This window comes from Leptospira ellinghausenii (assembly GCF_003114815.1).
In the GTDB taxonomy this organism is placed as follows: domain Bacteria; phylum Spirochaetota; class Leptospiria; order Leptospirales; family Leptospiraceae; genus Leptospira_A; species Leptospira_A ellinghausenii.
The window spans coordinates 230,440-244,211 of the sequence record NZ_BFAZ01000006.1 but is presented as its reverse complement, the minus strand read 5'-3'; the positions used below and the strand labels follow the sequence as shown (position 1 = coordinate 244,211).

Annotated in this window: 11 protein-coding genes; 8 read left to right on the top strand and 3 right to left on the bottom strand. The window is 36.4% G+C overall.

The genetic code is table 11. The features are described from left to right. The first annotated feature begins 44 nt into the window (after positions 1-44). The 3 genes from DI076_RS06485 to DI076_RS06475 are packed head-to-tail and all read left to right on the top strand — an operon-like array spanning position 45 to position 3,302. Entirely contained in the window at positions 45-1,079 is a 1,035-nt protein-coding gene (locus tag DI076_RS06485) for a Gfo/Idh/MocA family protein (protein ID WP_108959139.1), read from the top strand. 3 nt (positions 1,080-1,082) lie between these two features. Continuing rightward, a complete protein-coding gene (locus DI076_RS06480) occupies positions 1,083-2,717 on the top strand; it encodes an ABC1 kinase family protein (protein WP_108959138.1) in 1,635 nt (544 codons plus the stop codon). Positions 2,718-2,741: 24 nt separating this feature from the next. Further along, on the top strand, positions 2,742-3,302 hold the full coding sequence (locus DI076_RS06475; RefSeq protein ID WP_108959137.1) for a lipoprotein signal peptidase: 561 nt from the start codon (positions 2,742-2,744) through the stop codon (positions 3,300-3,302). Between the two features lie 118 nt (positions 3,303-3,420). Here DI076_RS06475 and DI076_RS06470 read toward each other — a convergent pair whose 3' ends face one another. Together DI076_RS06470 and DI076_RS06465 are read right to left on the bottom strand one after the other, a co-directional pair. Beyond that, complete coding sequence (locus tag DI076_RS06470; protein WP_108959136.1) at positions 3,421-4,131, bottom strand: amidohydrolase; 711 nt, start codon at positions 4,129-4,131, stop codon at positions 3,421-3,423. Then, complete coding sequence (locus DI076_RS06465) at positions 4,131-6,053, bottom strand: hypothetical protein (protein ID WP_108959135.1); 1,923 nt, start codon at positions 6,051-6,053, stop codon at positions 4,131-4,133. The genes DI076_RS06470 and DI076_RS06465 overlap by 1 nt, the downstream gene beginning before the upstream one ends. Before the next feature lie 112 nt (positions 6,054-6,165). Between DI076_RS06465 and DI076_RS06460 the strand changes: the two genes are divergently transcribed. The 3 genes from DI076_RS06460 (at position 6,166) to DI076_RS06450 (ending at position 9,566) form a co-directional block, all read left to right on the top strand. Beyond that, entirely contained in the window at positions 6,166-6,954 is a 789-nt protein-coding gene (locus DI076_RS06460; RefSeq protein WP_108959134.1) for an AAA family ATPase, read from the top strand. A gap of 1 nt (position 6,955) precedes the next feature. After that, positions 6,956-8,158: a vWA domain-containing protein gene (locus DI076_RS06455; RefSeq protein ID WP_108959133.1), complete on the top strand. Its 1,203-nt coding sequence runs from the start codon at positions 6,956-6,958 to the stop codon at positions 8,156-8,158. 61 nt (positions 8,159-8,219) lie between these two features. Beyond that, complete coding sequence (locus DI076_RS06450) at positions 8,220-9,566, top strand: PrsW family glutamic-type intramembrane protease (RefSeq protein WP_108959132.1); 1,347 nt, start codon at positions 8,220-8,222, stop codon at positions 9,564-9,566. Positions 9,567-9,578: 12 nt separating this feature from the next. Here the strand turns inward: DI076_RS06450 and DI076_RS06445 are convergent, their stop codons facing one another. Beyond that, positions 9,579-10,631, bottom strand: a complete 1,053-nt coding sequence (locus DI076_RS06445) for an LB_137 family protein (RefSeq protein ID WP_439957274.1) — start codon at positions 10,629-10,631, stop codon at positions 9,579-9,581. Positions 10,632-10,703: 72 nt separating this feature from the next. Here DI076_RS06445 and DI076_RS06440 point away from each other — a divergent pair, with 72 nt between their 5' ends. Together DI076_RS06440 and DI076_RS06435 are read left to right on the top strand one after the other, a co-directional pair. Then, positions 10,704-12,221: a PP2C family protein-serine/threonine phosphatase gene (locus tag DI076_RS06440; RefSeq protein WP_108959130.1), complete on the top strand. Its 1,518-nt coding sequence runs from the start codon at positions 10,704-10,706 to the stop codon at positions 12,219-12,221. Further along, positions 12,218-13,771, top strand: a complete 1,554-nt coding sequence (locus DI076_RS06435) for a tetratricopeptide repeat protein (RefSeq protein ID WP_108959129.1) — start codon at positions 12,218-12,220, stop codon at positions 13,769-13,771. The genes DI076_RS06440 and DI076_RS06435 overlap by 4 nt, the downstream gene beginning before the upstream one ends. Position 13,772 lies beyond the last annotated feature (1 nt).

Below are 13,772 nucleotides of genomic sequence, written 5' to 3'. Positions count from 1 at the left end.
AAGCCAGATTCTCCAAGAAAGAAAGATTTTAAAGAAAAACTTACATGAAACCAACTAAAATCAAAACGATTCTCATTGGTCTTGGTCGAATCGCATCCAAGTTGGAAAAGGACCCATATCGGAAAAAACCATGCACTCATATGGGTGTGCTCATGTCTGATTGGGGGAAAAGCCAATTTGACTTTCTGTTTGGTTTTGATACAAGTCCTGAGGTTTGTTTAGAATTCCAAAACCAATGGAAAACTCAGTCGGAAACAGTTTTTCCAGGCCCCTATGTAAAAAACAATTCTTCGACAATTGATTTAGCCATCATTGCAACCCCGAGCCATACCCATGAATTTTATGCGAAGAAATGTTTACAACTTGGTATAAAAAACCTCCTGATAGAAAAACCAGTCGCTATGTCCAAAAGAGGGGCAAAATCGATTGCAAAATTGGCAAAGGCAAAAAAAGCAAGGGTATGGATCAACCATGAAAGAAGATACCACCCAAGTTACGTATTTGTAAGAGATGAATTAAAAAAAGGAAATTTCGGAATTCTTAAATCCATTCGTGCTTCCGTTTTCACATCGGCAAAAAATCCAGGTATCGCATTTTCTAAGTTTGGTGGTGGTCCATTACTCCACGATGGAACACATGCAATGGATCTTATCCATTGGCTAGTCGGAAAACCAAAACTCATTTTTGCAAAAATGGAAAGACCAAAGAAAGGAATGGTCGAAACAAGGGCTTTTGCATGTTTTGAGTCTAAACCCAATGTTGAAATCGTATTAGATGTATCTGGTGGCAGAGATTATTTCCAATTTGAAATCGATATCCATACAAGTTCACATCGTATCATATGTTCAAATGATGGATTTCAGTTCTTTGAGTCAGCTCCTTCTAAATTGTATAAAGGATTCCAAAGCCTCAAATTATACCAACCCAAACAGTTTCCAAAACCAGAATCTTCGAATGCGTTTTTGGGAATTTATAAAGAAATCCAATCTGTCATTCATGGTAAATCAGATCATATGGAAGGAACATTGTCCGAAAATATCCAAATTTTAGAAAGTATCGAATCTATCTACAGGCACTAAATCATGAAACCAAACAAGAATCGATCAGTATCTATATATTCATTTGTTTTCAAAACATACCTTCAATATCTTTATCTTACGAAATGGTTCAAAAGGATATCCTCAAAAGAGAAGTATGAAACAAAACGGATTCTGTTTCTAAAAAAGAAAGGGATCGAAACTAAGAACTTATTCTTTCAATTAGGTGGAGTTTACATTAAAATTGGGCAATTTGTCAGTAACCTGTTTCATATCCTACCTGAAGAATTCCTTTGGGAATTACAGGACCTACAAGATAAAATTCCTCCAAGAGACTTTATTGAAATCAATGAGCGTTGGGAGTTAGATTTTGGAAAATCAATGTCGGAGCTCTTTGAAACATTAGACAAAGTATCCTATGCAAGTGCATCCACTGCCCAAGTCCATATTGGAACATACCAAAGCAAAAAAGTAGCAATTAAAACTTTATACCCAGGGATTGAAGAGACAGCCAAGTCGGACCTAAAAACGATTTCTAAAGTTGTTTGGATCATTGATCGTTTTGTTTTCAAAATATCAGGGAAAGAGGTGATCGAACAATTACAATCCATGATCCATGCTGAATTGGATCTTAGAACCGAATTAAAGAATTTAAAAATCCTCAAACAAATGTTTGCTTTAGAAAAAGATTTTTACATTCCCAATCCCATTGAGGAACTCTGCGGTCGGCATACATTAGTCACTGAATTTGTAGAAGGAAAGAAGATTACTGAATTAGTAGGAGAACCTCTTTATTCCAAACGGAATCCAAATTTAGAAAAATTAATCAAAGCTTATATCTTAATGGTTTTTGAGTATCGTTTTTTTCATGCAGATCCTCATCCAGGGAACTTGATTTTTATGGAAACGGGAGAATTGTGCTTAATCGATTTTGGTGCAGTTCAGTCAATCTCCGAAGAAGAAACACAAATCCTCGAGCGAATTTTAGTGGGAGCGATGCGGAAAGATTACCATCTGGTTGCGGAATCTATGTATGAATTAGGTGCCGTCACAGAATCTTTATCGAAAGAAGAACTCACCAAGATCGTAAAATACTCATTGGAAAAACTAAATCGCATTTTAGCAGATACAAACCATTTTAGAAACTTAAGTTTAGATACATTACGTCCAGGTGATGATCTCCGATTTTTAAAAGAAATCCAAGTCAGCCTAAAACAATTATTAGCCAGCTTAAAACTACCACCAAATTTCCTAAGTTTACATAGAGTATTAGCATTACTTCTTGGAAATTTCTCCTATTTAGATCCAACACGATCCATGATAGAATATGCGGAAAAACCATTTTCACAGATCGTACTTAAAGGAAGTAGTTTTAAGAAACTTTGGCGGGATGAGGGGGAAGAGTTTCTTACGAGTTTGTTTTCTTTACCAAAAGAACTAAACGATTTTTTGTATAAATGGAATCGAGGTGAATTTCAGCCAAAGGAAGATCATAAATGGGCTGAGTTAAAACTTCGAGAAATTCTCACTTTTGGAATTTTAGGTACACTATTTTTCTATTTTGGAATGCATTATGCGGAAAAATTATGGAAAGAACCAAGCATAATTTTTTATATACTATCAGGACTTAGTTTCTGGTCGCTTGCAAAATCCAGTCTAAGTTTCTGGAAACTAAAATAAACGTAAAAAAGAACGATCCTCAGTATGAAATTACCTAACACACCATTTTTTTCTGTATTTAAACCTGGTTACTTGGCATTTGTGGCCTTTGGACTTTTTTTGGATTTACTCACTAAATATATCATTATTACAAAGATGTACGCGCATGAAAGTATTCCTGTGTTAGGTGATTTTTTTAGATTATCACTTACATTTAATACTGGGTTTGTATTTGGATTATTCCAAGACAATGCTTTACCTTCTTTATTCGCAACAGGATTTGCGATTGTCTTTTTAATCTTTTATCGGTGGCAAAATTCTGATCTAGGAAATGTTTGGGGTTGGAACTTTGTCATGGCAGGTGCCTTTGGCAATTTTTTGGATAAATTTTTTGTCAAAATTCCTGGAACTGGATTTCGATTTGGATTTAGCCCTGAAAAACCTGGAATCGAATTCATTGGAGTTGTCGATTTCTTAGATTTTGAATGGCCAGATTTTTTACTCTTTGACAGATGGCCTGCGTTTAATGTAGCCGATTCTTGTGTTTCTATCGGTATTGTTATTTTATTATTTACGATGGATTGGAAAGAATTGGATAAAAAGTAATCCAATTCCAGGATGGAACGTATATAACGATTTAAGAGGGTTGTAAAATCCTTCTTAAATGGTTAAAAATTATTGATTGGCATCGTTTTTTTTCGAGATAATATAACCGATTGGTAAATTATAATAAATAACTTCTCATCACATTGACAGATAAAGTTTTAAAAACATCTTTATCTTCTTCAATTTTTCCCACTTTCCAATTGATTCCGGAGGGAGATGCATACAAACTTCTAGCCGGTTTTCCATCAGTAGGTCCACAAACACGAATTAAATGGATGTTTTTTTCCTTTGCAAGTTTCTCGTAATCGCTTAAATCATCTTCATAATTTCGATCGGGTTTTGCTGTATCCAAATGGAAAATAATTTCAATATTTTCCTTTTTGAATTCGTCCCATATGGCTTTGTTTTGGATATCTTCACCTAATAATAAACCAAAACGAAGACCACCCATAATGAAGATGGACTCGGTAACACCTTCTTTCACTTCGATGTCTACAGTTTTGTTAGGTGTTTTTTTCTCATAAAAATCAACTAACACTAGTGATTGGACAATTGGTAAAGCAGCCACCAGTTTCCCATTTTCATTGTTTCGATAGTGACTACCACCAAGGATTACACCAGAAAATTTTTCAGAAATTTCTAAGATATGATCTTGGTATTCTTTTTCGTGTTTAGTTCCTTCTTTGGGAGAAACACTTTGGAATAGGTGTGGGTAACCTTCCGGGAGGATTAAAAAATGTGCCTTACTTTGTTGGATTTTAACAATTTCTTCATGGGTGAATCGTTTGTGCAGATTTTTTTGATAAATTGCGATTTTTATGACTGCCATTAAAAAGGGTTTCCTTTTGGTAAAATGTCATCATCAGAAAGGTCATCAATACTGTCTTCATTTGTTTCTTCGAGGTCAGTTGTTTCAGTATCTGCTGTGTCTCTGTCAGCACCTTGAACTTCTGCGTTTCCAGATTCGGATTCATTCTCCAATTCGCTTGCATCTGGGGAATTAGTTTCTTTCGCCGTTTCTGACTCTACTCCAAAAGAAGATTTCATTTGTTCAGGAGTGAGTTCGACAAGGCCACCAAATAAATCTCCTGTGTCAATACGGTCATGCAAAGCAAGTAAGTAACAATAAGCTTCCATGATACATTGTTTGACGGGTTTTTTATTGAGTCGTTTTCGTGACTCCATCGAATCCAAAGTCAAAATATCATTCATGTTTGCTACAATTTCCTTTTTCCCCTTCATGTCTTTGATGAGGGTGAGAAGAGAGTCTCTTGACTTTAGGCTAAAATCTTTTATGGCCATCCTAACGGTTCTGGATTGTCCTGTCCGTTTTTGTTCGATTCCAGTTAGTTTTTTAGATGCTTCTATGTAATTTGCACCCGGATTTGCTTTATGTTTTTCTAATTCTCTTAGTATGTCGTGGTAAATTCGAAATTGGTCTATGATGGTTCTTGTACTTTCATAAATATCCAACATTTTTTGACGGTAATCCACCTTTACACCGTTTATCGATCCAGGTTTGATATCGATTTTTTTGGTAGTCATCACAAAGGAATATTCATCATCAAATTCATAAAAGTAGAATAGGGCAAGAAGTGCTTTATCCGCATCGGGGATGTTTGCATATTCATTTTTTGGATCAAATTTTTTACGCAACTTAGGTATTGAATACATTTGCATCAAACGTAATCCATAGGCTTCTTCTTTGGATAAAGGAACTTCTTCTTCCTTTTTATCTTCTTCCTTCTTTGCGTTTTCAGCTTCTTTATCTTCTTTTGTTTCTACTTGTTTTCCACCTGGAACATTTTCTCCAGACTTTCTTTGACCTGGTTTGTCTTCAGGTGTAATCCCCAGAAGATTCTCCATATAACGAGAAATAAGCGGGATATTCTTGTTTTCAGCACGAAGGACAACTAGATACAAACGATCAAAAAATCCATCAAACAAAGTGTCTATTTCTTGCAAAACTTTCCTTTTTTTGTTCGCATAAATTAGAGCAGGTTTCCCTTCTAACTTCTGTAATTCGTCATAAGCTTGCGAAAACGATTTCTTTAAAGTTTCTTGGTATGGATATAGAATGTACATTCTTTTAAACAAAGAATAAATTTGGTTTCTGACTCTTTCAATGGCAACTGGCGATTCAGGTGCTGTCATGATAGGTTCTGTGATATCTGTCAGTTCTGGGCCATTGTATAATTTTTGGCCCATTGCTAAAAGTTCGATGAGTAATGGGTTTATCCGATCAAGGGCTTTACTGAGTTGCGGTGAGTATTGTTGGTTTGCGAGTAATTCATTTCCACTGTATTGGAGTTCGATCAGTGCCTGTTTGCCACGGATCGAAAAATCATGCATGAATTTCGGTGTTAGGTCACTTGACCCAAAGGAAGTGACTCTTGCTAACCAACATTTTAATTTGATCGAAAACCTTGCGGAAAAACTACTGATTTCTTTTTCAAATTGAGCTTTGGAATCAAGTTGTGATTTCGTATTCGCCGAGTCCTGTTTGGAAGGACTCCCGCCGCTGCCACCACCGCGGTTTCCTTGGCGACTGTCCTCATTGCCACGAGATACAGTGCTTTGTCTCAGTTTTGGTTCTGGACGAGTTTTTTTATTGTCATCATCTTTTGGAGGTGTTTTCTCTTTGATGACTTCTCCACCAGCGCTCTTAAACTTGTTGAACATATCCTTTCTTTGAGAATCGTCCAGTTTTCCTACGCCAATGGCCCGCTTGGTATTATCGAAATCGCCCATATATTTATTATCGTTCCAGTTTCTCAATATGGGAACCCAATTTCTTTCAAAAAGCAATTTTTAGTAGATTCCCCCGTTTTTCGAAAAAGATTGGAGTCCAAAAGGAAAGAGTATGGCAGATTATATCCTATCAGATGATTTAAAAGAAGCAGTACAAGTGGCAGAGATCACAAAACGTCCGCTCCTTTTGAAAGGGGAACCTGGAACAGGAAAAACCCTTCTCGCAAGTTTCCTTGCCGAAACCAAAAATCTCCCTTTTTACCGGTGGCATATCAAATCAACGAGCCTTGCTAAAGAAGGATTGTATTTTTACGATGCGGTTTCCAGGCTCAATGACTCTCGTTTCCCTGATGAAGAAGCAATGAACCGGGTACGGGATGTTAGAAACTACATTCGACTTGGTGCTCTTGGCGAAGCCTTCCTGCATCCAAAAAAGTCTGTAGTCCTCATTGACGAAATCGATAAAGCGGACATTGAATTCCCGAATGATTTGTTACTCGAACTAGATAAAATGGAATTTTTTATCCCTGAAACCAAAGAACACATTGTAGCCAAGGAACGTCCGATCGTCATCATCACTTCCAATAATGAAAAGGAACTTCCAGATGCGTTTTTACGTCGTTGTATTTTCCATTACATAGAATTTCCTAAACGAGAGTCGATGAAGGAAATCATCAAAGCCCATTATCCTTCCATTGAAACAGAATTTATGGAAAAAGCGCTCGCTATGTTTTATTCTATTCGCAAAATAGAAAGCCTCCGAAAAAAACCATCAACCAGCGAATTATTGGATTGGATCCAAGTTTTACTGATTTCGGGAGAAACATTGGAATCGAATAAAATCCCCTTTGCCGGAACTTTATTCAAATCGGAAGATGATTACAGGGTATACTTAAACTAATATGTTCCTCGATTTTTTCTATAACCTGCGAAAAGAAACAGTTCCTTGTTCCACAGGAGAACTCATCGCATTTTTAGAAAGCATTCGTAAACTCACAGACCCCACAGGTTATATATCCCTTGAGCAGTTGTACCGAGTGGGAAGGCTCAATTTTGCAAAAGATTTAAAACACTATGATTCCTATGATTTAGCTTTTGGAAAAACATTTGGAAGTTGGAAGGAACAAAGGATTCAGTTTCGTGATCTCCTTATGGAATGGTTAGAAGAAAATATACCAAAAGATCTCTCGGAAGAACAAAAACAAAATGCACCTAACCTCAGTATGGAAGAGGTCATTGAAGAATTAAAAAAACGACTCGCCGAACAAAAAGAACGGCATGATGGCGGAAGTAAGTGGGTTGGAACTTCTGGCACAAGTCCTTTTGGAAATTCTGGTTTTAATCCCAATGGTCTATCGATTGGTGGCAATACGGAGGGAGAAGGGAATCGCTCTGGTGTTAGCCTTTGGAATGAACGAAAGTACAAAGCATATAGGGAAGATGAAATTTTAGACACTCGTTCCATCCAATTAGCCCTAAAGGAACTTCGGTTTTTGAAAAAGGAAGGAAAACGAGAACTCCATGTTGACAAAACCATAGATAAAACTTGTGAAAATGGTGGAGAAATTGAACTTGTAGAAGAACGAGAACGAAAAAATTCCCTTAGGCTTGTACTCATTATGGACATTGGTGGGAGTATGACCCCACATTCTGACAGGGTAAGTAAATTATTCAGTGCCAGCCGAGGGTTGTATCATTTCAAAGAAGTCCATAATTATTTTTTCCATAATATCTTTCACGAATTCCTATATGCAAATCACGAATTCCAATCACGGATTTCCTTAAAACATTTTGAAGAAAAGTATAGGAAAAATACAAAACTAATTTTTGTAGGGGATGCTTATATGGCTCCTTATGAACTTATGGGAACACCTTATAATGTGTATGCGTATCATTCCCAATCGAAGGAAGAAAAGGAAAAAAAAGCGAAGAGTGGTCTCGAATGTTTGAAGGAACTGGTTGGTTATTTCCCTGATTCTGTTTGGCTAAACCCAGAACCTAAACGTTTTTGGGGAGCACCTACCATTGAGGCCATCGAAGATGTTGTACCAATGTTTCCACTCACGATAGATGGCCTCAGAAAAGCGGTCAAACATTTGGTTTGAAGAAAAGAATCCGCTAGATTTGATTCATTTTCCCCTTTGTAAGTGTCGTTAATTAGAATAAATGTCCATTCAAATCTCCATACCTAGTCTGGTCATTTTTCTCATTAATCTTTGTACTCTTGCGTTTTATTATTCGTTCTATCGTTTCCATTTTTATCGTTTTACTGAAGGATTTCTCCAATACACAGCTCTCGCTTTTTCCTTATTTAGCGCGGGGATTGCCATTGGGTTACAAGCACTGTTTTTACAATTGGTACCGAGTGGCGGACCCATTTGGAATTCTTTTTTTCTCTCTTCCTTTGTTGAAGAGTTTGCGAAGTTACTTGGCATTTATCTCTTCTTTAGTAAAAACCAAGATGAGTTCACTGTGACTGATGGAATTTTTTATGGGTTGGTTTTGGGAGGAGGGTTTGGGTTAGTTGAAAACATACTCTATTTTATCAACACTGGACTTTGGTCGCAAGTATTAAGATCCATCACGGCACTTCCCATTCATATGATGAATGGTGGACTCGTTGGTGCCTTTACAATGATGTTTCTCTTTCATAAAAATCCAATTTTTAAATGGGGGAATTTGTTCACTGGATTGTTGGTTTGTGTTTTTTTCCATGGGTTGTATAATCTTTCTCTTTTCCAAGAAATTGACCTCCTTCTCATTTTACCCATTTGTATACTGGCCTTGTTTTTTTTATTGGAGGTTACGATTGCAAAATCAAGGATCCTCGTTCCAGGCCATATTTTAAAATTAATGGATATGAGTATGGAAGAGTATGAAATTTTGAGCAGGCACAATCGCCATGAGGGATGGATACAAAATGTCCAAAAACATATTTCCACTTCAGGCATTCGTTTATTCCAATACCCAAATCTCCGCCATACCATACTGACCATTTTCTTTTTAGTACCAGGAATTCTTTCTATTTATTTGTTATACGATGCACCTGAATGGATTGGAAGAAAATTTCCAGACTTGGCTCTACAAGATTATTTTGCTCTCTTTGTGATGTACCCAATCGTTCTTGCTTTGATGTTTTTCTTTGCTGGAATTTTAAATCCCTATTTTTTTAGAGATCGAATGCTTGCTGTACCATTATTTAGTTCTGTTGATATGCGTGTTGAGAATAAAGAGGAAAACTCAGCTATTTTTCACATCAAAGCCAATTTGTTTTATTTACCAACCTCACAAAACTATGAAAAGGATACAAAAGCTAGTTTTGATTTATGGTTAGGGCTCAATTGTTTTTCCGGATTAAAAGGAAAAGTACTTTGGAGTCGTGAGAATGAAGAAGGGAATTGTGGAGTGATGTGCCAACTTGATTCCATTCCATTTGCATTTTTATTAAAATGGAACTACTTTCGTATGAAACAAAATTTAAAAAACCTATTTCTTAGGAAAGTACAAGTATAATAGAATTTGGTCTCAAAATTTAGATTCAAAACTAAAACCATATTGTAAAAACTCATTTGGTTTTTGTGTATACACATTCAATTGGTTGTAAATTGATTGTGGCTTGTAGTCTAACATTGGTTTTAAATACACGGCTTGTGAACTTTCTTTATTTGATTCTCTTTGTCCTAAATAAAAACTATCGATAAAACTATATGTCAAAATGGACGCAAAGACAACTCCATAAATGGTAAACCTTTGCCTGTGAAAATCATAACGATCATTACCGATAGTATTAGCAAATAAGAATACACGTCCGTCTCCCGTTGGGATGTATTCAAGGTCTTGGTTGATTGCTTTAACAGACATATTGTACTCATACGCCATTCCTATACCTGAAAGGAAAGCGGTTCCAAACAAAATAGCTGCTTTGCCATATTTTTTCTCAGAAATGGATGAATATCCAGGAATCACCTTTGGAGTTTCTTCTTTAATCACTTTTGCAATGACCGATTTGTTTTGGTATTCGAAGGATTCAAAATCGAGTGCGTCAGCTGATTCTATTTTTTTTTCTTCTGTTTCAATGTTCATCTTTCCTCGGTCAATGGATTTGTAAGTACCGAAGATTTCTTTGTTGCTAAATACCCATTTCCCCTTGGCTCCAAATTGGATATAACGATCGACTGGGAGACCAGATTCTCTTTGGATTTTTAGTGTTGAGATTTTTCGAATGGGGATTGTTTCCAATTCTAAGGGACTACTTTTTTTGGAAAAACTAGCGCTTGATTTTGTGAGTCTTGTGAGGATCAAATCACAGTCTTCCACCCCAAATGTTTTGTAATCAGCACAGGCGGGGAGGCCATCATAACCAACATCAATGCCTAACACATCTTCATTGGGGAATTTATATCGTTTGCCTTGGTCCACCCATTCCACATGAGTGGGGGTTACATTCTGGACTTTTCCATTCAGTACTTCCCCCGATTTTAAGCGGATTTTGTCTGCAAACAGATCCATACCCAAAAAGACTAATCCAAGGAAAACAAGGGTAGGTCCAATCTTACGAATCTTTGCTATGTGGAACATTAAAACCAATGGAAATTCTCAATTTTGTGATAGATTTCTATCACTTAATTATCGACAATACTAGTAATTGCCGTGAACAAAAGCAAAATCAAAACGACGAATTCCTTACGCTTTAAGATTGGACTCTTTTATTCTCTCTTAGCCTTCCTTAATATCATCTTTTTTACGGTGATGATCTTCGAAAACCAATCAGATTTACTCTTAAAAAACTTCCAATTCCAATCGGAGAATTTAGCCAATACCATCCTCACCGACATCCAGACCATTGGACTGTCGAGTGAGAGGGATGAAAGTTTTGAAGTTTTCCGAAAAACTCTCAAACTTTACGAAATTAACAAATTTTCGATCTTTGATGCCGAAGGAAAAATCCTACAAACAGAACCAGAGTCAAATACGACAGATCTAACCATCCCTGATTCTGTTCTCAAAAAAACGAAGGAAGTATCCGCTGATAAAGAGGGGAATTTATTCAAAGCAAGATACAGTTTGGATTTAAATGAATCCGATTTTACTGTGGATTTTCTTTTACCAATTCGGCTCTCGGATGGAAGGGAAGTATTTTTATACACTCATTTTAATATCTCAAGCATCCAAGACAGACTAAAACAACTCTACATCCAAGTAGGTTATGCTGTCCTTTGGGGAGTTTTGTTTCATATCATTTTTGCAATCCTTGTGTATCGAGCGATCTTCAAACGTGTTGGTGATTTGGAAATTGCATCTAAGGATATGGCAACTGGAAATTTAGAATCAAGGGTCAATTGGAAATTCAAAAGTGATGACGAACTCGATAGTTTAGGTAAGTCATTTAACCAAATGGCAGAAGAGATTCAAAATAAGGTAACAACGATTACTCGCTTAAACCAAGAAATTAACCAAGAACTCCAAATTGGAAAAGAGGTTCAGGAACTCTTTTTACCATCAGTTAAAAAATTCAAAAAATTCAATATCGGAAAATTATACCGACCTATGAGAGAAGTTTCAGGTGATTTGTATCAGTACTTTCAAATTCCTGAAAAAAACTTTTATGGATTTTTTTTGGCGGATGCATCAGGACATGGAGTATCGGCGGCATTAGTAACGGTTGTTATGGCAATGTCTATTCAATCCATCATGAAAGAAAATCCAGCACCAATCCATGCAATTAATTCCTTAGGTGAAGTGATTGCAAATCGATTACAGGCTTCCTTTTTTGCAACGGGTGTTTTTGTGGTTTTTGATGAGCCGGGTGTTGTTAAATTTGTAAATGCAGGTCATAATGCACCATTTATCATACGACCATCCACAAAAGAAGTTCGGTTTATCGATAGTTCTGGTCCACCACTTGGAATGGGAGATGACATTCAGTATTCCCTAGAATCCTTTCCTGTAGAACCAGGAGATAAAATCATACTTTATACAGATGGGGTCGTGGAAACACCGATCAAAGAAGGTGGTTTGTTTGGTTTAGATCGTTTTACTGAAGTTGTTTTAGAGAACATTCATTTATCCAATGCTGAAATCGTAGAGAAGGCAATGGCACTTCTTGATGAAAAACATGAAGAATATAAGGATGATGTTACCATGTTAGTCCTTGATGTACCAGAATGAAAAAGTTTTTCTTTTTCTCTTTATTTGGATTTTTATTCTTATTCTTTGCAATGGCTTCAGAAGCCATTGTAAGTGTTAAATTACAAGAATTAAGATTTGGAATCTTAAGAGACCAATTGATGAATTATGAACTTTCATCGCAAACTTTGCGTGAACGTTTAAAACAAATGTTTTTATCAAAAGATGATTATATGACGGAAGTCAAAGTGAATATCCTTGAATCTGGGATCATGAACTCAGAAACGGAAGGATTAGATCTTAAGATGAGTTGGAAAGATAAATTCGGTCTGTATGTCATCAATTCCGTTCGATTTCTCAATTTAAAATCCCCTCTCGAACTAGAAGAACAACAAAAAACAATCATTCGACTTCAATTTGCCTTTTATATGGAGAGAACGAGGAAATATCCAATTGCTTCCAAAAAATACCAAGAACTTGAAGAATCCATCACTGCTACTTTATCTGATGAGATGGCTTTCACTTTATTACACCACGGTTATTGTTTGGTAATGATGGGTGACCGTGACAAAGCGTATGTAAAACTTAACAAAGCTATCGATTTGTTTCCAGGATCTCATTACGCAGAAAACGCATCTCTTCTCATCAGTTTCCTTGAAGACGGACAAAAGAAAAAGGAAGAACTGAAATCCAAAAAGAAATCTCCGGAAGAATTGGCATATTCACTTTTCCAAAGTGGCGATTATGAAGAAACACTCAAAACTTTAGAAAGTTTACCTACACTCACCAATGACCAATCATATATCAAAGCGCGTTCGATGGAAGAACTGGGTAAAACTTCCAATGCAGTAAAAGAATACATCCAATTGGTAAAACAAAAAGAAAATAAAGAAGTGGCAATTCGTGCCAATCGAAGGTTACTCCTGATCGGAAATTTTTACCAAGAGAACAAATCATTAGTTGCCTTTTCGAAAGAAGAAGCAACCAAATTGGGTGATAGTAAAGCCGCAGAAAATATTGAAGAAGGAAAAAGTTTAGTCCTTAAACCTGTCATCATTGAAAAAATCCTAAAAACAGAAAGTTCATCCAATTTGTCAAAAGAGGAAACAACTGAACTCAACCAAATTAAAGACGAAATCAAACTTTCGTTAGAGGATTCTAAACAAGAAACAAAAAATTTAGCCTTAGTTGTTTCAGAGGAAAAAATACCACTGGTTCCAGAAACAAGTCCTACAACGGAAAAAAAGGCAGAAGCTCCTCCAAAGAATGTTTCACAAAGTAAAGAGGCTAATGTCCCTCTCAAATTGAAAGTGAAGTTAAGAGATGGCAGGGAAGTTGTCTGTGATGAAGTCCTCATTGAAGGAAACTTAGCAAGTCTGAAATTAGGAAGTTTTGGTTTGAATTTGCCTTATGATTTGATTGTGTCGGTCCAATCAAGCCAACCCAAAAAAGGGAAAATTAAAATTGGAACGAACACTGGCGTTGCAGGTGAGTCGTCAAAATGGATACAAAACCAAAGTGGAGATTGGGTATTGTCGAAGGATTCGGAAAATCCCGTGACTCGAGCCGATGTTAAGTACTTTCGGCTCTAGA

Coding starts and splice junctions, on each gene's coding strand:
- DI076_RS06445 (WP_439957274.1), bottom strand. CDS start 10,631: ATGTTCCACATAGCAAAGATTCGTAAGATTGGACCTACCCTTGTTTTC.
- DI076_RS06460 (WP_108959134.1), top strand. CDS start 6,166: ATGGCAGATTATATCCTATCAGATGATTTAAAAGAAGCAGTACAAGTG.
- DI076_RS06465 (WP_108959135.1), bottom strand. CDS start 6,053: ATGGGCGATTTCGATAATACCAAGCGGGCCATTGGCGTAGGAAAACTG.
- DI076_RS06475 (WP_108959137.1), top strand. CDS start 2,742: ATGAAATTACCTAACACACCATTTTTTTCTGTATTTAAACCTGGTTAC.
- DI076_RS06470 (WP_108959136.1), bottom strand. CDS start 4,131: ATGGCAGTCATAAAAATCGCAATTTATCAAAAAAATCTGCACAAACGA.
- DI076_RS06455 (WP_108959133.1), top strand. CDS start 6,956: ATGTTCCTCGATTTTTTCTATAACCTGCGAAAAGAAACAGTTCCTTGT.
- DI076_RS06435 (WP_108959129.1), top strand. CDS start 12,218: ATGAAAAAGTTTTTCTTTTTCTCTTTATTTGGATTTTTATTCTTATTC.
- DI076_RS06450 (WP_108959132.1), top strand. CDS start 8,220: ATGTCCATTCAAATCTCCATACCTAGTCTGGTCATTTTTCTCATTAAT.
- DI076_RS06480 (WP_108959138.1), top strand. CDS start 1,083: ATGAAACCAAACAAGAATCGATCAGTATCTATATATTCATTTGTTTTC.
- DI076_RS06485 (WP_108959139.1), top strand. CDS start 45: ATGAAACCAACTAAAATCAAAACGATTCTCATTGGTCTTGGTCGAATC.